Genomic DNA, 20,542 nt, shown 5'->3' on the forward strand with positions numbered 1-20,542 from the left:
ACCAATGCCTACAACCGTGAGTGTGCTATGGAACCCGGAAACGCCCAGCTGTCGATGACGGTATTGATGACCCCTGACATGGCCAACTTCTCAGGCAATGTCCACGGCGGCACCCTGCTCAAGTACCTCGACGAAGTGGCCTACGCCTGCGCCAGCCGTTATGCCGGCCGCTACGTAGTCACGCTGTCGGTGGACCAGGTGATTTTTCGCGAGCCGATCCATGTCGGCGAGTTGGTGACGTTCCTGGCTTCGGTCAACTACACCGGCAACACCTCGATGGAAGTAGGGATCAAGGTCGTCACCGAGAACATCCGCGAGCGCTCGGTGCGCCATACCAACAGTTGCTTCTTCACCATGGTTGCCGTCGATGACGACCGCAAGCCGGCCGCCGTGCCCGCATTGCAGCCGCAGAACAGTGAAGACAAGCGCCGGTTTATCCAGGGCAAGCAGCGCCGGCAGATTCGCCAGGAGCTGGAGAAGCGCTACCAGGAAATCAAGGCCGACGTGTAACCCCAATCAAAATATGGGAGCGGGCTTGCTCGCGAAGACGGTGTACCAGTCAGCACATATATTGACTGATACACCGTCTTCGCGAGCAAGCCCGCTCCCACATTGGGTTGGTGGTGTCAGAGGCTGATCGGCGTGGCTTCAAAGCGCACGCGCGGATGGGCGATGCGGTCCTGGGCCCGCACCAATTCCAACTCGTAGCTGGCGCACGCCTGGGTTTCCAGCAGCACTTCATGCACAGCCGCCGCCGTAAATTCGAAGGCCGCCAGCAGGCTGTCGCCCAATAGCACCCGCGCCAGGAACAGGCCCGACGTCAAGTCGCCCACCCCCACCGGCTGGCGTGGAAACGCCAGCAATGGCCGACGCAGGTGCCAACTGCCTTCTGCCGTCACTAGCAGCATCTCGAAACCGTCCGCCAGCTTGCCCGGGTAATCCAGGTGCTTGACCAGCACCGCCTTGGGCCCACGCGCCAGCAGGGCCCGCGCCATGCCCAGGCAGTCGAACAGCGACTGCGGTTTACGCCCGCAAAAGCTGTCCAGCTCCAATTGGTTGGGGCACAGGAAGTCAGCCATGGCCACGGCTTCGTCGAGCAAGAAATCACTGACTTCCTGGGGCACGATGCAGCCTTTTTCCGGATGCCCCATCACCGGGTCGCACAGGTACAGGGCCTTGGGGTTGATGGCCTTGATCCGCGCCACACCGGTCAGGATCGCCCGGCCCTGGGCGGCGCTGCCCAAGTAACCGGACAACACCGCATCGCAGTTGCCCAGCTCGCCAATCGCCGCGATCCCCTCCACCAACGCAGGAATTTGCTGGGGCGCCAACACTTCTCCCGCCCACTGGCCATACTGGGTATGGTTGGAGAACTGCACAGTGTTCAGCGGCCAGACATTCACCCCCACCCGCTGCATGGGAAACACGGCGGCGCTGTTGCCGGCATGGCCGAAGACCACATGGGACTGGATCGCAAGCAGATGAGGCGTACGTTTCATGCAGGAAACTTCCGTAAAACCGTTAAATTCTGGCCGCGCAGTATGCGACTAAACGCAGCCTGTACGACAGACCGGAGACGCAGTTAAGCTGGCCTTACTTTGTTGGAGCAAATCGAATGCTGACCCTGGGAAATATCTTTGTGCTGATGCTGCTGGCGGCGGCTGCCGCCTGGGTGTGGCACAACCACGGCCTGCGCGAGCGCGCGTTGGAGAGGGTCAAACAGCATTGCGCCAAGCTCGACATCGAACTGCTCGACGGCGCCGTGGCCTTGAAACGCATCGGTTTCGTCAAGGACGCCAGCGGGCGCCGGCGTTTGGCACGGGTCTACAATTTTGAGTTCACGGTGACCGGCGAAGCCCGCCATCCCGGCACCATCACCCAATTTGGGGCCCACAGCGCGCAAATCGAACTGGCGCCCTACCCGTTTGAAATAAAGACGCCGCCGCCCAGCGCCGAAGTGATTGAACTGAGCCAGTGGCGCCAGGAGCACGGCAAGAGCCGTCACTGACGGCAAGCGGCCAGGGCTTTTTGCAGTTTTGCCACATCCTGCTCTTCGCCAAAGATCAGCTCGATACGCGAGTCCCGACGCCATTCGCTGGGCTGCCAGGTGAGTGTGGTGTTATCCACAGCGTTGGCCGAGACCCAGCCGTCGGCGCTATGGATAACCAATTTGGCGCGACGCCACTCCAGGTTCTGCAACCATTGGCACAGCCGCGTGGGGTCGAACTGCTGGCTTGGGTGCCAGCGCCAACCGATGCTCCAGCCGCCGGCCTGCGCCTGATGCAGGCAAATCGGCACGCACGGATCGCTCCAGATTGCCGGGATTTGCGCCAGCCCCTGGGGCACTTGAAAGTTATCCACAGCCGCCCCGGCCTGTGCGCCAAACCCCGGTAGCCGAACCAATGGCAGCTGCGCCTGCCGCGCCCAGTAAATCTCGCAGGCCGGCAGGGTCCTTTCGATTGCGCTACGTTGCGCAGCGTCCAATCCTTCAGCCTTGTTCAGCAGCAGCAACCCGGCACTGGCCAATGCTTCGCGTTGCGCGTCGGGCAACGGTCTGCCCGCAGCCAGTGCCTGGGCGTCGAGCACCAGCACACAAGGCTGGACAGCGAGCACGGTCTGCCAGGGCGCCTGGCGCAACTGCGCCAGCAATTGCGCCGGGTGCCCCAACCCCGAGGGCTCGATAAACAGCCGGTGCGGCTTGGCCTTACGCAGTAGGCGGCCTAGCCCTACCTGGAACGGCGCACCATTCACACAGCACAAACAGCCACCGGCCACTTCGCCGATGGCAATGCCGTCGTCATCCAGGGTCAGCAGCGCAGCATCCAGGCCAATCTGCCCGAACTCATTGATCAACACCGCCCATCGCTCATTGGCCGGGCGCTGGGTGAACAGGTGCTTGATCAGGCTGGTCTTGCCAGCACCCAAGGGGCCGGCAATCACATGCGTGGGAATATTCTGCAGCATCGTGGACATTATTCAGGCCGTGTAGAGACGCTGATCCTACCCGGTTATGCCAGCCAATCCAGCGTCAGAATCAGCCGCCGTTCGTTGGCGGCCAGGGCCGGCGAGCGGTGAATCAGGCCATGGCCCTCGTTGCCGCGCCACTTTTCGCCCTTGAGCAGGGCGACTTCGCCACAGTGGATCTGTTCGATGCGCTCGGTGGGCTCCGCGTCCGCCTGACTCAATTGACTTCGGTCCATCACCCCTTCGCGCAGCCATTGGCTGCCGATACCGGCATAGGTGGTAATCAAACGCACAGGCACGTGATCGACGTGAAAGCGCGGGCACATGGCCTTGTCCAGGAGCCTCAGCCGCACGCCAATGCGCTTGGCGCCCAACAGGCAGGAAAAAGCGCTGATCAGCCAGGCAACATCGGCGATAAAGCCTTCGTAGCCCTCAAGGTCACGACAGCCTGCGGCCAGCCCCTGCAAGTTGGGTTCGGCGTCTTCGCTGTCCAGCTCCACCACCAGCGACTCCGCCAGCGGCTCGCCCAGCGAGACCAGCAACGCGCCAAACTCGGCGATGTGCAGCGGCAACTGGCGCTGCCACAGCGCCAGGTTGACGCCGTTATCCAGGATGTCGGCGAGGGCCAACGGGGTTTCCCCACGGGTCTGGCGAATCACCGGGCGCAGTTGAATCACAGGTGCCAGCATCAGGCGGCTGCCTCCTCGTACCAAGGGCCAAAAGGATCGACCAGCAGGTGCCAACCTTCAGCGCCCAAGGCCATTTCATCGTCGGTCAGCAGGCATGCGTCCAACTCGGCGCGCAGGCGCACGAAGTCGATGTTCTGCCCGATAAACACCAGTTCCTGGCGGCAATCCCCGGTGCTCGGCTGCCAGTTACCCATGATCGCCGCGACACTTTCCTGATCCTCGGGCCATTGGCTCTTGGGCACAAAGCGCCACCAGCGGCCGGCAAAACCATGGCGCATCAGGCCGCCGGCCTGGGACCAACTACCGGCATCGCGGTGTTTGCTGGCCAGCCAGAAAAACCCCTTGGAGCGCAGTAGCTTGCCGTTGCTCCACGGGCGGTCGATAAAGTCGAAAAAGCGTTGGGGATGGAATGGCCGGCGCGCCCGGTAGGCCGTGGAGGCGATGCCATATTCCTCAGTCTCCGGCACATGCTCGCCGCGTAGTTCCTGCAACCAGCCCGGTGCCTGGGCCGCGCGCTCAAAGTCAAAACGCCCGGTGTTGAGGATCTCGGCCAGCGGCACCTCGCCCATGACCATGGGAATAATGCGCGCCTGGGCATTCAGGCGTTCAAGGATGGCCACCAGTTCTTCACGTTCGTGGCGGCTGATCAGGTCGATCTTGCTGACCAGGATGACGTCGGCGAACTCGATCTGTTCGATCAACAGGTCAGTGATGGAGCGCTCATCGTCCTCGCCCAGGGTTTCGCCGCGGGACGCGAGGCTTTCGGCGGCCTGGTAGTCGAGCAGGAAGTTCATGCCATCGACCACGGTGACCATGGTGTCCAAACGCGCAATGTCGGCCAGGCTCTGGCCGTTTTCATCGCGGAAGGTGAACGTTTCCGCCACCGGCAGCGGCTCGGAAATGCCGGTGGATTCGATCAGCAGGTAATCGAACCGGCCCTCCCTGGCGAGCTTTCCTACCTCGACCAGCAAGTCTTCACGCAGGGTGCAGCAGATACAGCCGTTGCTCATCTCCACCAGTTTTTCTTCGGCGCGATTGAGGCTGACGTCGCGCTGGACTGCGGCGCCATCAATGTTGATTTCGCTCATGTCGTTGACGATCACCGCCACCCGCAGGTTTTCGCGGTTGCGCAGGACGTAATTGAGCAGCGTGCTTTTACCGGCGCCGAGAAATCCGGACAGCACGGTAACGGGTAGACGGTCGGTCATCGGGTGTTCCTCATCAGGGTGGCCGGTCAAATCGCCCGTTGATGGCGTTCGCGCAGCTCTTCACGTTCTTTGGCTTCAATACACAGGGTGGCCGTGGGCCGCAGCAACAGGCGCTTGAGGCCAATCGGCTCGCCCGTCTCGCGGCACCAGCCGTATTCACCACGGGCGAGGTGCTCCAAGGCTTCGTCGATCTTGTCCAGCAGCTTCTTTTCTCGCTCCAGCAGGCGCAGTTGCCACTGGCGCTGTTCTTCGGCGCTGCCCACATCGGCGGGGTCGCTGTTGGGCTCCTGCTCGCGCAGCACGATGAATTCGGCTTCGATGCGCGCTTGCAGGTCATAGCGCTGGGCCAACAACAGCTCGCGGAAAAAGGCTTGCTGGGCCTCATTCATGTAATCAGCGGGCGGCTGGGCAAGCAGGTCTTGTTCAGTCATCGGGACGATTCACGGGTCAGGCTGTGCATTGATGTTATATTATAACAATACAAATAAGCCAACGCCCTCTTGCTCGACACGACGAAGGGCGTAATCCTTGATTCTCTCCAGGCCCCGAGAAGCGCGATGAAATACCTGATATGCAGCGTGTTGCTGCTGGTGGCGACCCAGGCCGGCGCCCAAATGCCCGGCACGCTGGCCACCTGCACCCGCAGCGCCACCCTGCTGGCCTGCGTCGATGCCCAAGGCAATGCCTACAGTGTCGCGACCGCAGGCAACACCACGTATCTGCGCGGGTTCGAGGTGATCGGCAAGCGCTATTGGGCGCAGACCAACAGCCGCTATGGCCAATTGACGTTCTTTACCGGCCTGGCTTCCGACGGCGAGGCGTGGGTGGGCTACACCCGGCGTGTGGGCTGGACCACGATCAACCGGTTCTCCAGTTCCGGAGGCTCCAGCGCCAAGTTCACCTGCAGCCGTATCAGCGGGTGCTAGGGCGGTCGTAGAAAAATCATCGTAGATCTAATTGTTATACTATAACATGTCAGATTATTTCCAACGATGGACCTGCTCATGAATGCGCTGACTCTGCCGGATATCGCCGCGCAGGCTTCTCGCCAAGCCTTGCCTCTCGACTGGGTGGGCATGTGCGGCATTGCCCTTCCTATCCTGATCGACGGCCAACGCTTGAGTGCCAAGGCCGATGCCGGCGTGAGCCTGGATGACGGCGAGGCGCGAGGCATTCATATGTCGCGCCTGTACCTGGCGCTGGAGATGCTCGAGCAACAAGACCTGCAACCCGTGTTGCTGCGCCAGGTTTTACAGCGATTCCTTGATAGCCATGAAGGGTTATCGAGCAGCGCCTACCTGCGGATTCACACCGACTTGCTGCTTAAACGCCCGGCATTGGTCAGCCCGCTATCGGGCTGGAAGACTTATCCGGTGACCATCGAAGCGCGTCTGGAAAAGCAGATGTTCCACGTGGAACTAAAAATTGACGTGACCTACTCGTCCACCTGCCCTTGCTCTGCGGCCCTCGCCAGGCAGTTGATTCAACAGCAATTTGTCGATGACTTCGGCAATAAGTCGTTGCAGCACGAAGATGTACTGGCCTGGCTCGGCAGTGCCAATGGCATCGTCGCCACGCCCCATAGCCAACGCAGCAGTGCGCTGTTGCAGGTCCAACTGCAACCCGGCGTACAAACGTTGCCCCTGGCCGACTTGATCGACCAGGCCGAAGCCGCCCTCGGCACCGCCGTCCAAACCGCCGTAAAGCGCGCCGATGAACAGGCGTTTGCCCTAGCCAACGGCCAGAACCTGATGTTCTGCGAAGACGCCGCGCGCCGTCTGAACCTGGCGCTAAAACGCTCGGATGCAGTGCAAGCCATTCACCTCAAAGTCATCCACGCCGAAAGCCTGCACGCCCATGACGCCGTAGCCGAAAGCCATTGGACGAGAAACGTCTCGGGCACCCCATGACGCTGACAATGCTCGACCTCGAAGCCGCCAGCGTGGGCAGTCGCTTTGCCCTGGCCCCGGTACTGAATGCCTTGCCGTGGAACCGCGACGGCCTGATCGCCGCCATCGCCCAGCAACACGGCAGCGGCGAGGTATTGATGCTGGCCTGGATGAATCGCCAGGCCCTCGAAGAAACCCTCGCCAGCGGCCAGGTCTGCTACTGGTCACGTTCACGCCAGCAGTTGTGGCGCAAAGGTGAAAGCTCCGGCCACCGCCAACAGTTGGTCGAAGCACGCCTGGATTGCGACGGCGATGCTGTGTTGCTGATCGTCGACCAACAGGGCCCGGCCTGTCACACCGGCCGCCCGAACTGTTTTTACAACGCTATCGAAGACGACCACGTGCATATCCTCACCGCGCCCCTCAAGGAACCTGCAGCATGATCCGCAAGAACCCTTCCGGCGATCTGCCGGTCATTGCCGAATCGGCCTACGTCGATAAAACCGCGATCATCTGCGGCAAGGTGATCATCGGTGAGAACGTATTTGTCGGCCCCTATGCGGTGATCCGCGCCGATGAAGTGGACGCCACCGGCGACATGGACCCGATCACCATCGGCGCCAATTCCAATATCCAGGACGGCGTGGTGATCCACTCCAAATCCGGTGCGGCGGTGACTATCGGCGAGTTCAGTTCCATCGCCCATCGCTCGATTGTCCACGGCCCCTGCACCGTCGGCGACCGGGTGTTCATCGGCTTCAACAGCGTGCTGTTCAACTGCGTGGTTGGCGACGGCTGCGTGGTGCGGCACAACTCGGTGGTGGATGGCCGCGACTTGCCCGCCGCCTTCTATGTGCCGTCCACCACGCGCATCGGTCCCAACACCGACCTGTCGCAGTTCCCGCCCGTGAGCGTCAGCGCCTCGGAGTTTTCTGAAGATGTGGCGCGTACCAATGTCGACCTGGTGCTTGGCTACAAAGCCCTGCAAAACGAGTTCTGAGCATGAGCCGCCTGCTGATCCGCAACGCCCGCCTGGTGAATGAGGGCCAGGAATTCGACGCCGACTTGCTGGTCGCCAACGGCCGTATCGAGAAAATCGCCAGCAGCATCCACGGGCAAACAGCCGCTATCGAGATTGACGCCCAAGGCCAATGGTTGCTGCCAGGCATGATCGACGACCAGGTGCACTTTCGCGAACCCGGCGCGCCGGACAAAGGCAGTTTCTACAGCGAGTCCCGCGCGGCGGTGGCCGGTGGCATCACCAGCTTCATGGACATGCCCAACACCCAACCGGCGACCCTGACCCTGGAAGCACTGGCCGACAAGAAACGCCGCGCGGCGCTGCACTCGGTGGCCAACTATGGCTTTCACTTTGGCGTCAGCAACGACAACCTCGACACCGTGGCGGCCCTTGATCCGCGGCAGGTCGCCGGGGTCAAAGTGTTTATGGGCGCCTCCACCGGCAATATGCTGGTGGATGATCCACGCGTCCTGGAGCGTTTATTTGCTGAGGTGCCGACCATTCTCCTCGCCCATTGCGAGCACACGCCGAGCATCCACGCCAATGAACAACGCTTGCGAAACCGGTTTGGCGAGGCGATCCCCGCTGTAGCCCACCCGCTGATTCGCGACGCCGAAGCCTGCTATCGCTCGTCATCCCTGGCGGTGGAGCTGGCGCGCCGCCATGGCACGCGCCTGCATGTGCTGCACCTGACCAGCGCGCGGGAATTGCCGCTGTTCGAAGACAAACCGCTGGCAGAAAAACGCATCACGGCAGAAGTGTGCGTGCATCACTTGCTGTTCGATGACCGTGACTATGCCCGCCTCGGCCACCAGATCAAATGCAACCCGGCGATCAAGACCCGGGCCGACCGCAATGCCCTGCGCCTGGCACTGCTGAGCAACCGGTTGGATGTGATTGGCACCGACCACGCCCCGCATACCTGGGCGCAAAAACAGCAGGCGTACCGTGAGGCACCGGCAGGATTGCCCCTGGTGCAACACGCGTTGCCTGCATTGCTGGAATTGGTGGCCGACGGTTTGTTGCCACTGACTACGCTGGTGGCAAAAACCAGTCATCGCGTCGCCGACCTGTTCGCCATTCCCCAACGGGGTTATCTGCGCGAGGGTTACTGGGCCGACCTGGTGCTGATCAAACCCGAGCCCGAAGGCAAGCCCGTGAGCAGCCAACCGATCCTCGCCCGGTGCGGCTGGACGCCGTTTGCCGGACGCAGCTTTCGCCATAGCGTCAGCACTACCCTGGTGTCAGGCCATGTGGCCTGGCACCAGGGGCAGGTGGTGGACAGTTGCCAGGGGCTGCCCCTGCATTTTCTGCGCTAAACGCAGGGGCCGGCTTGCCGGCTCCTGCAGGGCGTGTGATCAGGCGCGGGGCTTGACCGTGCCGCAGTCGTTGCCCAGCCACTGCGCCTGGGTGTCGAGGCTGCCGTTCTGCTGCACGCCGGTGGCATTGAAGGTGCCGTTGACCGTGGTGGTAAACGCCTTCTGGCTCTGGAACGTGGCCACGCCAGTGCCCTGGGCTTTCGGGCAGCTGAAGCGGAATTTCCACTGGTTGCCGGTCTTGTCTGTCACCTCTTGCTTGCAACCCGATTGCGGGTCGGTCAGCGGGATGGAATCGGAGGCCACCTGAGCCGGTGTCAGGCACACCTGCACGCCCTTGCCGGCCATGGTAATGCCTTGTTTTTCCAGCATGGCGCGCTGTTCCGGGGTCATCTGTTGTTTCAGCTGACCAAGGATCAACGACAAGTCCGGCAGGTTCTGGTTATCGACTTTCATATTGCTGGTGGTCAATTCCCACAAGCCCGGCGCCAACATCTGCGCCTGCGCTGCCACCGGCAGCGTCAAACCAACAACCATGGCCAAACCAAGCAGACGAGCATTCATCGGGTAACTCCTGGGTAATTGTCGGCGTTAGACGTCGTAAAGTGGTCGGCGTTGCATGCTCAATAAAATAGCGACAATCGCCGCCGAACATGGTCTGTTACGCATTGGATTGTCAGGAGTAATGTTGTCCATGGATTTCTTCGGCCCGCACTTGCTTGGTTACTTCATCGCCACCCTGCATTTTCTCGGCTCGCTGGCCGCCCTGCACGCGGTGCTGACCGTGCGTACCGCCCAAGGCTCGATTGCCTGGGCGCTGTCGCTGATGTTCATGCCGTACCTGACCCTGATCCCCTACCTGATCTTTGGCCGCAGCAGCTTCGATGCCTATATCCAGGCGCGCCGCCAGGCCAACCAGGAAATGCACAAGGCCATCACCGAATTGAACTGGCGCCCCTGGGTCGAAGAAGCCCTGGCCGCGCGCAACTCCCACGCCTACGCCTCCCTGCGCGCCATGCCCAAGCTGGGGCGCATGCCGTGCCTGGCCAATAACCAGGTGCGTTTGCTGGTCAATGGCGACGCCACCTTCAGCGCCATCTTCGACGCCATCCGCGCCGCCAAGACGGCTGTGCTGGTGCAGTTTTTCATCATTCATGACGACGAACTCGGCCGCCAGTTGCACAACCTGCTCAAGGCCAAGGCCGCCGAGGGCGTGGCCATCTACGTGCTGTATGACCGCATCGGCAGCCACTCCCTGCCCCAGCGCTATGTGCAATCGCTGCGCGACGCCGGGGTGCAGATCAAGGCGTTTGCCACCCGCAGCGGCTGGCTCAATCGTTTCCAGGTAAATTTCCGCAACCACCGCAAGATCGTCGTGGTCGATGGCCTGAGCGGGTTTGTCGGTGGGCATAACGTCGGCGACGAATACATGGGCAAGAAACCGCCGCTGGCGCCCTGGCGCGACACCCATGTGCACGTCAGCGGCCCGGTGGTGGCCTGCTTGCAGGAGTCGTTTGCCGAAGACTGGTTCTGGGCCGCGCGCGAACTGCCGCCGCTGATCCTGCCCGACACCTACGCCGACGATGGCGTGCTCTGCCAATTGCTGGCCAGCGGTCCGGCGGACCCCTATGAGACCTGCTCGCTGTTTTTCGTCGAAGCCATTCATGCGGCAACTGAGCGAGTGTGGATCACCAGCCCTTACTTCATCCCCGATGAGGCAGTATTCGCCGCGTTGCGCCTGGCGGTGTTGCGTGGCGTGGACGTACGCCTGCTGCTGCCGTCACGCCCCGACCATCGCATTGTCTACGCCGCATCCAGCCTGTACGCGATCGAAGCGGTGCGCGCCGGGGTTCGGGTATTCCGCTACAAGCCGGGTTTTTTGCATCAGAAAGTGGTGTTGGTAGACCGCGAAATCAGCGCCATCGGCAGTGCGAACCTGGACAACCGTTCGTTCCGCCTCAACTTTGAAGTGATGTTGCTGACGGTCGATAAAACCTTCGCCAGCGAAGTGGAACACATGCTGCTGGACGACTTCGCCCAGGCCCACGAAACCAGCCAGGAAGAAAGCCAACAGACCCGCCGCCTGCAGCAACTGGGCATGCGGGTGGCGCGGTTGATTTCCCCGATCCTATAGACCAACGCAGAACCAATGTGGGAGCGGGCTTGCTCGCGAAAGCAGTGGGTCAGTCAACATCAATATTTGCTGGGCCGACGTCTTCGCGGGCAAGCCCGCTCCCACATTTGATCTTCACTGCTTTGAGCATTGCGTTCGCTTAACTGATCGGCATTAGAGCAAGCCCGCTCCCACATTTAGTATTGCAGCGTAGCCAAGACCTCAGCGATAGAGATCTTCCCGCGTCCACGGCAACTCATGGCTGCCATCGGCATGGGGCTTGACCGCCAGGATCTGATGCAGGTTGATCCACCCGCGGGCAAACGCATACGCACATCCCGCCAGGTACAGGCGCCAGATACGCAGTGCCTGGGGCGGGACCATTTTCGCCGCCGCTTCCAGGTTGTCTTCCAGGCGTTCGCTCCAATGGTCCAGGGTGCGTGCGTAATGCAGGCGCAGGCTTTCCACGTCGACCACTTCCAGGCCGACTTCGCTGATCTCGGCGCTGATCATCACCAAGTGCGGCAACTCGCCATTGGGGAATACGTAGCGCTCGATAAAGTCCCCCGCGCCACGTCCCACCGGGCGGCCATCGGTATGTTTGGCGGTGATGCCATGGTTGAGCACCAGGCCTCCTTCGCGCACGGCGCCGAACAGGGTCTGGCAGTACTGCGCCAGGTTGGCGTGGCCAACATGTTCGAACATGCCGACGCTGACCACTTTATCGAACCGCCCGTCCTGGGGCAGGTCGCGGTAGTCGAGCAACGCCAGTTCCACTTGGTCTTCCAGGCCCTCGGCGAGCACACGCTCCCTGGCCAATGCCAGTTGTTCCTTGCTCAGGGTGATGCCGAACACCTTGACCCCGAATTCGCGCGCCGCATAACGCGCCAGCCCGCCCCAGCCGCAACCGACGTCCAGCAGATATTCCCCAGGCTGCAGGCGCAACTTGCGGCACAGGTGGCGGAATTTGTCTTGCTGGGCCTGGTCGAGGGATTCGCTGCCGGTCTCGAAGTAACCGCAGGAGTAGGCCATGTCACGGTCCAGCCAGAGCTGGTAGAACTCGTTCGACAGGTCGTAGTGGTAGGAAATCGCGGCGGCATCCGTAGCCTTGTCGTGGATCGAGCGCACCGGTCCGGCGTGCTCATCTTCATCCACCAGGGCGTGGCTCAGTTCGTCACACACCCGGATCACATCGCTGATGGAGCCTTCCAGCTCCAGTTTGCCTTCGACGAAGGCAGCGCCCAGGGAATCGAGCGTGGGATGGGTCAGTTGCGTCACCATCACCGGGTCCTTGACCACGATCGTGACGCTGGGCTCCGGGCCCAGGTTGAACTCATGGCCATCCCAGAGTCGCAGACGCAGCGGTAGCTGAAGATTCTGTAAGGCCGGTGGAAGTTGCGCGAGCATGAGTAGTCCCCCCTGTTTCAGACGTCTGGAATGAGGGTAGACCATCCACGAAAAAGTAGCTGGCTATCGATTCAATAGCCGCCTTCTATGGTGCCCGACGTTGCAGCAAACCGTCCTCAACCCACTGTTTCAACCACGTGACAGCTTGTAGCGGCGCGCCCTCTTGATAAGTGACTGCCAATTCGGCGCACAGTTCTGAAAAACTCCAACCGCCGTCGGCCATCCCGGCCAGGGCATAAGCCTCGGCGGGCTCCAGGCTACGGAAGCGGCACACCTGCTGGTCACGCCAGATCAGGCACACCTGGGCCAACGACAACGGCTGGCTGCCGGGAAACGTCGCCTGTGCCTTGACCCCGCGCCAGATCTCCAGGCTGTTGAAGCGACACAACACTTGCTGTACCGCCGGCACCCACTCGACCTGCAACACCGGCCAATCTTCAGGCGCCAGTTGCGCCATGTCGTGCAGGCTCAGGGGTTGGCCGGGGGACGCATCAAACGCCAGGGTAAAGGCCCATTCCAGGCACGCCAGCTCTGCCAGCGGCGCGCTTTGTTCGGCGACCAGATGCTCGCCGATAAAGCCTGCAAACCGTTGCCCCAACCAGCGCAAGCTGAAATGCGCCGATGGATATCGCTGCACATAGACCGCAACCAGCCCGGCAAACTCCTCATCCCCCAGCCAGTGCCACACAGCCGGGAAATCCCCCTGCATCACTTCCAGTAAACGGGCCCGATAGGCGTGGTGATAGATCGCCAGGCCCGTGTCGACATCCAGGGTCGGGCCACCGATCAAGGTGCTGGCAAAGCCGCTGGCGTCGGTGTCTGCCAATAGATGCCGTTCAAATGCCAGTTGCCAATCGATCAAGCGCATAGCGACCTCCGGGCCAGGGCGCCAGCCCCCAGCTCACGGGCCTTGCCCAGTTCGTCGAGCAACTCGGCAAACGGCGGGAAATGGTCATCGCGCTCCAACAACGTCGCCACCGGCCCCAGGTGTTCCAGGGTCTGTTGAAACAGCTGCCACACCGGATCGCATACCGGGTGGTCATGGGTATCGACCACGTAGTCGCCGTAGTCCATATGCCCGGCCAAATGCAGTTGGCGGATGCTGTGCGGCGGCAGGTTGCGGATAAAGGTCCAGGCATCGAAGCCATGATTGCGCGAGCTGACATACACGTTATTCACGTCCAACAGCAGCTCGCAACCACTGAGATGGCTCAAGGCGCTGAGAAATTCCCACTCGGTAAACTCATCGGCCTTTGAGCGCACATAGCTGGAGACATTTTCCAGCACCAGCGTCCGCTGCAGCACCTCCTGCACCTGCCGCACGCGGGTAGCAACGTGGTAGAGGCTTTCTTCGGTGTAGGGCAGCGGCAACAAGTCATGCAACTGATGGGCGTTGCCCCGGCTCCAACACAGGTGATCGGACACCCACGCCGGCTTGACCCGGTCGGCCAATTGCTTGAGTTGCGTGAGGTAGTCCCTATCGAGGGCATGGGGCCCGCCGATGGACAGGGACACGCCATGCATCACCAGCGGATAGCGCTCGGCGATGGCGTCCAGGTAGTACAGGGCTTTGCCGCCCTGGACCAGATAATTCTCGGAGACGATTTCGAACCAGTCCACCGCCGGCGACTGCTCGATAATCTGCTGATAGTAAGTGCTGCGTAGTCCCAGGCCGTAGCCCAGGCAAGGAACCGATGCCGACATGACGAACTCCTGGAAAGTGTCCGCAGCGACGTGCACACCGCTGCGGGATCACGTATTCGCGGTTATTCGCCGACTTTGCCGCCAGCTGCATCACAAGCAGCCTTGGTCATGGCCTTGAAACCATGGCCCTTGCAGACAGCCTGGCCTTTACAGGCGTTTTCAGCGGTCTTGCAATCGTTCATGCCTTTGCAGGAGGTCACGCCATAGCAGTGCACATTCGCTTCATCGGCGGCTTGTGCCTGGGTCGCGACACCGGCAAACAGCGTGGCGGCAGCGATGGCCAGGGCAGCACCGGAAACAGCGTTCTTGAAGTTCATTGTGGTATTCCTCATGGGTCTGTAGGGGGTCGGCTAAACGGTTTGTTCAGTCCCGACACAGCACTAGAGTGAGGTGCCGGAGGGGCGTTACAGCGCTGTGAAAATTTTCCTGGTTTCCTGAATCCTTGTAGGAGCCATCACTAGTGCGCACCGCGATTTATCGTCACACTCGCAGCAGCTTTTTCGCGGGATCACGGACAAGGAAGCGTCACTCTCATGATTTCGATCTATCAGCTCAAACCGCGCTTTCAGAACCTGCTGCGGCCCCTGGTGCAGCGCCTGTATGACAACGGCACCACCGCCAACCAGATCACCGTGCTGGCGGGCATCGTGTCGCTGCTGGTGGGCCTGCTGATCGCCGGTTTCGCCCAGCACGCCTGGGTGTTCGTATTGATCCCGCTGTGGATGATCCTGCGCATGGCCCTCAATGCCATCGACGGCATGCTCGCCCGGGAATTCGGCCAACAGTCACGCCTGGGCGCCTACCTCAATGAACTGTGCGATGTGATCGCCGACAGCGCGCTGATCCTGCCGTTTGCGCTGATCCCCGGGGTCGGCCTGGCGCCGGTGTTGCTGGTGACACTGCTGGCGGTGTTCAGCGAGTACGCCGGTGTGCTCGGGCCGATGGTCGGCGCATCGCGGCGCTATGACGGGCCCATGGGCAAGAGTGATCGGGCGTTCGTCCTCGGCGTACTGGCCACTGGCGTGGCCCTGGGCTGGCTCGGTGCCGGCTGGGTCGACGGGGTGATGTGGCTGGTGGCGGCCTTGCTCGCCTACACCCTGGTCAACCGTGTACGCCAGGGCCTCAAAGAACAACCAGACATCCCTCCGACGGCATAAGGATCTTGCGATGCGCGAACAGCAACAGCACACCTTCAGCACCCACGACGGCGTAGCGCTTTTTTATCGGCATTGGCCCGCGACCAGCGCCGCCGGGCCCGAGCCACGCCAGGCGATCCTGCTGTTCCATCGAGGCCACGAGCATTCGGGGCGCATTGCGCACCTGGTGGATGAACTGGACCTGCCGCACTTCGATTTCTTCGCCTGGGACGCCCGTGGCCACGGCCAGTCCCCCGGCGAGCGTGGCGACAGCCCGAGCTTTGCCACCAGCGCGCGGGATGTGCAGACGTTCTGCGACCATATCGGCGCCACCTATGGCATCGAGGCAGAAAACCTCGCGGTCATCGCCCAGAGCGTCGGCGCGGTGATTGCCGCCACCTGGGTCCACGACTACGCGCCGAACATCCGCGCCCTGGTGCTCGCCTCCCCGGCGTTCAAGGTCAAGCTCTACGTGCCCTTCGCCCGCCCGGGCCTGGGGTTGATGCGGCGCTTTCGCGGCAACTTTTTCGTCAACAGCTACGTCAAGGCCAAGTTCCTCAGCCATGACCCAGAGCGCGTTGCGTCCTACGACACTGACCCACTGATCACCAAGGCGATCTCGGTGAATGTGCTGCTGGGCCTGTACGAAGCGGCCGACCGTGTGGTCGCCGATGCCCAGGCGATCCAGGTGCCGACCCAGCTGTTGATCTCCGGCTCGGACTTCGTGGTGCATCGCAAACCCCAGCAACAGTTCTTCGAGCGCCTTGGCAGCCTGAAAAAGGAACTGCACATCCTGCCCGGCTTTTTCCACGACACCCTCGGCGAACGGGACCGCGCCGTGGCACTGGCCAGCGCCAGGCGTTTTATCCTGCAAAACTTTGCCCACCCGCTGGACCGCGCCAGCCTGCTGGACGCCGACAAGATCGGCGCGACCTGCGCCGAATCCGAATCCCTCGCCGCGCCGCTGCCGCGCAACTCCCTGCGTGACCTGTACTGGCGCATGACCCGCGCCAGCATGGGCCTGGGCCGCAAGTTGTCCGAGGGGGTGAAGCTGGGCTTCGACACCGGTTTCGACTCGGGCAGCACCCTGGACTACGTGTACCGCAACACCCCCACCGGCAAAGGCGCGCTGGGGCGGATGATCGACACCAACTACCTGAACTCCATCGGCTGGCGCGGGATCCGCCAGCGCAAACTGCACGTTGAAGAGTTGCTGCGCCTGGCCATGGCCAAGCTGCGCGACGACGGGCGCGAGGTGCGCATCGTCGACATCGCCGCTGGGCACGGTCGGTACATTCTGGAAGCCTTGCAGGGCGTTTCTCCACTGCCCGAATCGATCCTGTTGCGCGACTACAGCGATATCAACGTGCGCGACGGTGGCGCGCTGATTCGCGAGAAAGGCCTGGGGGATATTGCGCAGTTCGTCAAAGGCGATGCCTTCGACCGGGCCGACCTCGCAGCGCTGGCGCCCAAGCCGACACTGGCGGTGGTGTCCGGGCTGTATGAGCTGTTTGCCGATAACGCCATGGTCGGCGGCTCCCTCGCCGGCCTGGCCGAAGCCGTGGAGCCCGGGGGCTACCTGGTGTACACCGGCCAACCGTGGCACCCGCAACTGGAACTGATCGCCCGTGCCCTGACCAGCCATCGCCAGGGCCAGGCCTGGGTGATGCGCCGTCGCAGCCAGGCAGAGATGGATCAACTGGTGGCAGCGGCAGGCTTTCGCAAGATCACCCAGCGTGTGGATGAATGGGGCATCTTCAGCGTGTCGCTGGCGCAGAAGATCTGACCATGCGCGAACCGGGCCTCTTCAAACCAGCGTTGCTGTGGCTGCTGCTTCTGGCGCCGCTGTTTTTCAGCACCTACGGCTTTGCCACCTGGGTCACCAGCCAGCGCAGCGATGTCGGCACCCTGGTGTTCGGCTGGGAAACCCATATGCCGTTCTGGGCCTGGACCATCGTGCCCTACTGGTCGATCGACCTGCTCTACGGCTTCTCCCTGTTGCTGCCCAACAGTCGCCATGAGCTCAAGCAACATGCCCTGCGCCTGCTCAGTGCCCAGGTGATTGCCGTGAGCTGCTTCCTGCTCTGGCCGTTGCGGTTCACCTTTGAGCGCCCGGAAATGGACGGCGTGTTCGGCTGGCTGTTCGCGGTGCTGGCGGGGTTCGACAAACCGTTCAACCAGGCGCCGTCGCTGCATATCGCTTTGCTGGTGATCCTGTGGGTCATGTACCAGCGGCATAGCCAAGGCCTGTGGCGCTGGCTGGTGCATGGCTGGTTCGCTTTGATTGGTGTTTCGGTGCTGACCACGTACCAACATCACTTTATCGACTTACCCACAGGCGCCCTGGCCGGCTGGCTGTGCGTGTGGCTCTGGCCGGTGGATCATCCAAGCCCGCTGTTGCATGCGCGCCTGGCCAAAGACCCGAAACGCTGGCGCCTGGGTGTGCGTTACGCCGTGGGCGCCCTGGTGCTGGCGATAGCGGCCTTTACCGGGGGCGGCGCCTGGTTATGGCTGCTGTGGCCTGCCGTCGCGGTGTTGCTGGTGGCGCTCAACTACTGGCTGCTGGGCGCCGCAGGCTTTCAGAAACGCGCCGATGGCCGCCTCAGCCCGGCAGCACGCTGGCTGTATGCGCCTTATCTCGCGGCGGCGTGGCTCAACTCGCGGCTGTGGACGCGCAAGCATCCACAGCCTGACCGGGTTGTGGATAACGTGTGGTTGGGGCGAATTCCGACGCCAGCACAGCTGAGTTCATTCAATGCGGTGGTCGATCTGTGTGCCGAGTTGCCTGTTTATCCACAAGGCCGCGCTTACCATGCCCTGCCCGTCCTCGACCTGACTGCCCCCACACCGGCACAGTGCCTGGAGGCGGCCCAAGCCATTGAGCGCTTGCGCGAACACGGGCCGTTGTTGGTGTGCTGCGCCCTCGGCTACTCGCGCAGTGCCAGCGCCGTGGCGGCATGGCTGCTGCACAGCGGGCGGGCGAGCACGGTAGACGAGGCACTGGCTATTATTCGTACAGCACGACCGGATGTGGTCCTGCACGCCAATCACCGTCAAGCCTTGGGAGCACTGCCTTATGCCCGCTGACATGCACCTTCAGGTAGTCGCCAGCCTGCTGCGCCGCGGCCGTTCGCTGGATCAGTTATCCACAGGCCTGACCTTGCTCGGGGTGCTGTTTGGCCTGGCGCAATTGTTGATGGTCAGTATCACGCCGATCTGCCTGCTGCTCAGTCTGTGGATGATTATCCTCGGGCTGCTGCAAAAGTACTGGGCGCTGCGGGTGGCCTTCGACGCCGACCTGTTTGCGCTGATGGCCAAGGACATAGAACGTACCGGCGAACTGGACCAGACCCTGCAAGCCCTGGGCCTGCAACCTGCCAATCGCCCCAGCCGCCCCTGGACCGAACGTCGGCGTGGTGCCCTCAAATTGCTGCGCAAACAGGCCTACCTGCTGGGCGCGCAAGTGTTACTGACATTGGCCGTCATCCTGGCCAGCCCGTGGCTGCCCTTCGCCGGATAAGGAATCCTCATGTTCGAACCCGTGGTCGCGACCCTGATTACCTCCATGGCCCGCACAGTGACCGGTGCCCGCAGCCTGTGGCTGGGCTGCGCCCCGGAACCGGTGCAGCGCATCTATTTTGCCAACCACAGCAGCCACGGCGACTTCGTGCTGCTGTGGGCGTCGTTGCCGCAGACCCTGCGCAAAGCCACACGCCCGGTGGCCGGCACCGACTACTGGAACAAGAGCGCCTTGCGCCGCTACATCATCAACCGGGTGTTCAACGGCGTGCTGATCGACCGCGAGCGCAAAGACCCTGTGGATAACCCCTTGCAACCGATGCTCGAGGCCCTGGAACAGGGCGATTCGCTGATCATTTTCCCTGAAGGCACACGCAACCTCGAAGATGGCCTGTTGCCCTTCAAGAGCGGCCTGTATCACCTGGCAAAAAGTTATCCACAGGCGCAATTGATCCCGGTGTGGATCGCCAACCTCAACCGTGTGATGCCCAAGGGCCGGGTGCTACCGCTGCCGCTGCTGTGCACCACCAGCTTCGGCGCACCGCTGCAATTGCAGGACGGTGAAGACAAGGCCCTGTTTCTCGCCCGCAGCCGCGACGCCCTGCTCGCCCTCGCCCCGGAGCATTCCTGACATGGATAGCCAAACCCTGATGTTGTTCGGCGGCATCGGCATGATCCTGGTGCTCGCCTCGCTGATCGGCCTGATCCTCAAGCTGCGCACCCGTGGCACAGCCAACGCGGTGATCGACAACCTCAACGCCCGCATCAATGCCTGGTGGGTGATGGTGGTGGTGATCGGCATCGCTTTCTGGCTCGGCACCGGCGCGGTGATCCTGCTGTTCTACGCCGTATCGTTCTACGCCCTGCGCGAATTCCTCACCCTCACGCCCACCCGCCGCAGCGACTACCCGGCACTGGTCGCCGCGTTCTACCTGGCGCTGCCCCTGCAATACCTGCTGATCTACTTTGACTGGTACGGCCTGTTCTCGATCTTTATCCCGGTCTACGTGTTCCTGCTGCTGCCCATCCTGGCGTCGCTGGGCGGCGACAGCACGCACTTCCTGGAGCGCGCATCGAAAGTGCAATGGGGGCTGATGATCGCGGTGTTCTGCGTGTCCTTCGTGCCTGCGCTGCTGACCCTCGATATCGTCGGCTACGAGGGCCGCAACCTGCTGCTGATCGCCTACCTGGTGATCGTGGTGCAGCTCTCGGATGTATTGCAGTACGTGTGCGGCAAACTGTTCGGCAAACACAAGATCGCGCCCAACCTGTCACCGTCGAAAACCGTCGAAGGCTTTGTCGGCGGGATCCTGCTGTCCTCCCTGATCGGCGCAGCGCTGTGGTGGACCACCCCGTTCAACCCCTGGCAGTCCTTCCTGATTGCACTGCTGATCAACCTGCTGGGCTTTGCCGGCGGGATTGTGATGTCGGCGATCAAGCGCGACCGAGGCGTGAAGGATTGGGGACATATGATCGAAGGTCACGGCGGGATGCTGGATCGGTTGGATTCAGTGTGTTTTGCGGCGCCGATTTTCTTTCATCTGGTGCGGTATTGGTGGACCTGAGCAGCACCCCA

At 62.1% G+C, this 20,542-nt stretch carries 24 protein-coding genes; 14 read left to right on the forward strand and 10 right to left on the reverse strand.

The window, feature by feature from the left end; all coding sequences use genetic code 11:
• Positions 1 to 27: 27 nt before the first annotated feature.
• The gene (locus ACO77H_RS27660) at positions 28 to 510 is read left to right on the forward strand and encodes an acyl-CoA thioesterase (RefSeq protein WP_029290061.1); all 483 of its coding nucleotides are present in this window, start codon (positions 28 to 30) and stop codon (positions 508 to 510) included.
• A 116-nt stretch (positions 511 to 626) separates the two neighbouring features.
• Here the strand turns inward: ACO77H_RS27660 and pdxY are convergent, their stop codons facing one another.
• A complete protein-coding gene (gene pdxY, locus ACO77H_RS27665) occupies positions 627 to 1,499 on the reverse strand; it encodes a pyridoxal kinase PdxY (protein WP_169954031.1) in 873 nt (290 codons plus the stop codon).
• A gap of 116 nt (positions 1,500 to 1,615) precedes the next feature.
• Between pdxY and ACO77H_RS27670 the strand changes: the two genes are divergently transcribed.
• Positions 1,616 to 2,008 (forward strand): DUF3301 domain-containing protein, encoded by a 393-nt coding sequence (locus ACO77H_RS27670; RefSeq protein ID WP_057961211.1) that lies wholly within the window; start codon positions 1,616 to 1,618, stop codon positions 2,006 to 2,008.
• Here the strand turns inward: ACO77H_RS27670 and ACO77H_RS27675 are convergent.
• Genes ACO77H_RS27675 through dksA form a run of 4 tightly spaced genes read right to left on the reverse strand, consistent with a single transcriptional unit; the run spans position 2,002 to position 5,292 of the window.
• Entirely contained in the window at positions 2,002 to 2,964 is a 963-nt protein-coding gene (locus ACO77H_RS27675; protein WP_170042265.1) for a CobW family GTP-binding protein, read from the reverse strand. The two genes, ACO77H_RS27670 and ACO77H_RS27675, sit on opposite strands and share 7 nt — an antisense overlap.
• Positions 2,965 to 3,008: 44 nt before the next feature.
• Positions 3,009 to 3,653 carry a DUF1826 domain-containing protein gene (locus tag ACO77H_RS27680; RefSeq protein ID WP_432754799.1) on the reverse strand — a complete coding sequence of 215 codons (645 nt, stop codon included), beginning with the start codon at positions 3,651 to 3,653 and terminating at the stop codon, positions 3,009 to 3,011.
• Positions 3,653 to 4,861 (reverse strand): zinc metallochaperone GTPase ZigA, encoded by a 1,209-nt coding sequence (gene zigA / locus ACO77H_RS27685; RefSeq protein ID WP_169954033.1) that lies wholly within the window; start codon positions 4,859 to 4,861, stop codon positions 3,653 to 3,655. Before zigA ends, ACO77H_RS27680 begins: the two co-directional genes overlap by 1 nt.
• A gap of 26 nt (positions 4,862 to 4,887) precedes the next feature.
• Positions 4,888 to 5,292: an RNA polymerase-binding protein DksA gene (gene dksA, locus ACO77H_RS27690; protein ID WP_169954034.1), complete on the reverse strand. Its 405-nt coding sequence runs from the start codon at positions 5,290 to 5,292 to the stop codon at positions 4,888 to 4,890.
• A 126-nt stretch (positions 5,293 to 5,418) separates the two neighbouring features.
• Here dksA and ACO77H_RS27695 point away from each other — a divergent pair, with 126 nt between their 5' ends.
• From ACO77H_RS27695 to ACO77H_RS27715, 5 genes are all read left to right on the forward strand, one after another.
• Entirely contained in the window at positions 5,419 to 5,787 is a 369-nt protein-coding gene (locus tag ACO77H_RS27695) for a glutamine synthetase (RefSeq protein ID WP_432754800.1), read from the forward strand.
• 78 nt (positions 5,788 to 5,865) lie between these two features.
• The gene (gene folE2, locus ACO77H_RS27700; protein WP_432754801.1) at positions 5,866 to 6,771 is read left to right on the forward strand and encodes a GTP cyclohydrolase FolE2; all 906 of its coding nucleotides are present in this window, start codon (positions 5,866 to 5,868) and stop codon (positions 6,769 to 6,771) included.
• Positions 6,768 to 7,193, forward strand: coding sequence for a phosphoribosyl-AMP cyclohydrolase (gene hisI, locus ACO77H_RS27705; protein WP_169954037.1), 426 nt, complete (start codon positions 6,768 to 6,770; stop codon positions 7,191 to 7,193). Before folE2 ends, hisI begins: the two co-directional genes overlap by 4 nt.
• Positions 7,190 to 7,750 (forward strand): DapH/DapD/GlmU-related protein, encoded by a 561-nt coding sequence (locus tag ACO77H_RS27710; RefSeq protein ID WP_170042025.1) that lies wholly within the window; start codon positions 7,190 to 7,192, stop codon positions 7,748 to 7,750. Before hisI ends, ACO77H_RS27710 begins: the two co-directional genes overlap by 4 nt.
• A gap of 2 nt (positions 7,751 to 7,752) precedes the next feature.
• Positions 7,753 to 9,090 carry a dihydroorotase gene (locus ACO77H_RS27715; RefSeq protein WP_432754802.1) on the forward strand — a complete coding sequence of 446 codons (1,338 nt, stop codon included), beginning with the start codon at positions 7,753 to 7,755 and terminating at the stop codon, positions 9,088 to 9,090.
• Positions 9,091 to 9,129: 39 nt separating this feature from the next.
• Here ACO77H_RS27715 and ACO77H_RS27720 read toward each other — a convergent pair whose 3' ends face one another.
• Positions 9,130 to 9,651 (reverse strand): DUF3617 domain-containing protein, encoded by a 522-nt coding sequence (locus tag ACO77H_RS27720; protein WP_169954040.1) that lies wholly within the window; start codon positions 9,649 to 9,651, stop codon positions 9,130 to 9,132.
• A 130-nt stretch (positions 9,652 to 9,781) separates the two neighbouring features.
• Here ACO77H_RS27720 and cls point away from each other — a divergent pair, with 130 nt between their 5' ends.
• Entirely contained in the window at positions 9,782 to 11,221 is a 1,440-nt protein-coding gene (gene cls, locus ACO77H_RS27725; protein WP_432754803.1) for a cardiolipin synthase, read from the forward strand.
• A gap of 201 nt (positions 11,222 to 11,422) precedes the next feature.
• Here the strand turns inward: cls and cfaB are convergent, their stop codons facing one another.
• The 4 genes from cfaB to bufA2 all read right to left on the reverse strand — a co-directional run bounded on the left by cfaB (position 11,423) and on the right by bufA2 (position 14,628).
• Positions 11,423 to 12,607, reverse strand: a complete 1,185-nt coding sequence (gene cfaB / locus ACO77H_RS27730; RefSeq protein ID WP_169954042.1) for a C17 cyclopropane fatty acid synthase CfaB — start codon at positions 12,605 to 12,607, stop codon at positions 11,423 to 11,425.
• An 85-nt stretch (positions 12,608 to 12,692) separates the two neighbouring features.
• Positions 12,693 to 13,475 (reverse strand): HvfC/BufC family peptide modification chaperone, encoded by a 783-nt coding sequence (locus ACO77H_RS27735; RefSeq protein ID WP_432754804.1) that lies wholly within the window; start codon positions 13,473 to 13,475, stop codon positions 12,693 to 12,695.
• On the reverse strand, positions 13,466 to 14,311 hold the full coding sequence (gene bufB / locus ACO77H_RS27740) for an MNIO family bufferin maturase (RefSeq protein WP_170057499.1): 846 nt from the start codon (positions 14,309 to 14,311) through the stop codon (positions 13,466 to 13,468). The genes ACO77H_RS27735 and bufB overlap by 10 nt, the downstream gene beginning before the upstream one ends.
• Before the next feature lie 62 nt (positions 14,312 to 14,373).
• A complete protein-coding gene (bufA2, locus tag ACO77H_RS27745) occupies positions 14,374 to 14,628 on the reverse strand; it encodes a BufA2 family periplasmic bufferin-type metallophore (protein WP_169954045.1) in 255 nt (84 codons plus the stop codon).
• Positions 14,629 to 14,844: 216 nt separating this feature from the next.
• On the opposite strand from bufA2, the gene ACO77H_RS27750 reads away from it, so the two are divergent.
• From ACO77H_RS27750 to ACO77H_RS27775, 6 genes are read left to right on the forward strand one after another with little or no spacing between them, the layout of a single operon-like run.
• A complete protein-coding gene (locus ACO77H_RS27750; protein WP_170042021.1) occupies positions 14,845 to 15,468 on the forward strand; it encodes a CDP-alcohol phosphatidyltransferase family protein in 624 nt (207 codons plus the stop codon).
• A 10-nt stretch (positions 15,469 to 15,478) separates the two neighbouring features.
• Positions 15,479 to 17,233, forward strand: coding sequence for a bifunctional alpha/beta hydrolase/class I SAM-dependent methyltransferase (locus ACO77H_RS27755; protein WP_432754805.1), 1,755 nt, complete (start codon positions 15,479 to 15,481; stop codon positions 17,231 to 17,233).
• 2 nt (positions 17,234 to 17,235) lie between these two features.
• Positions 17,236 to 18,534 carry a phosphatase PAP2/dual specificity phosphatase family protein gene (locus tag ACO77H_RS27760; protein ID WP_170057497.1) on the forward strand — a complete coding sequence of 433 codons (1,299 nt, stop codon included), beginning with the start codon at positions 17,236 to 17,238 and terminating at the stop codon, positions 18,532 to 18,534.
• Complete coding sequence (locus tag ACO77H_RS27765; protein ID WP_170057496.1) at positions 18,524 to 18,967, forward strand: hypothetical protein; 444 nt, start codon at positions 18,524 to 18,526, stop codon at positions 18,965 to 18,967. Before ACO77H_RS27760 ends, ACO77H_RS27765 begins: the two co-directional genes overlap by 11 nt.
• Before the next feature lie 9 nt (positions 18,968 to 18,976).
• Entirely contained in the window at positions 18,977 to 19,597 is a 621-nt protein-coding gene (locus ACO77H_RS27770) for a lysophospholipid acyltransferase family protein (protein ID WP_170057495.1), read from the forward strand.
• A 1-nt stretch (position 19,598) separates the two neighbouring features.
• Positions 19,599 to 20,531 carry a phosphatidate cytidylyltransferase gene (locus tag ACO77H_RS27775; protein WP_170042018.1) on the forward strand — a complete coding sequence of 311 codons (933 nt, stop codon included), beginning with the start codon at positions 19,599 to 19,601 and terminating at the stop codon, positions 20,529 to 20,531.
• The last annotated feature ends 11 nt before the right edge of the window (positions 20,532 to 20,542 follow it).

It is taken from the genome of Pseudomonas sp. WMBT8 (assembly GCF_050916005.1).
Lineage (GTDB): Bacteria > Pseudomonadota > Gammaproteobacteria > Pseudomonadales > Pseudomonadaceae > Aquipseudomonas.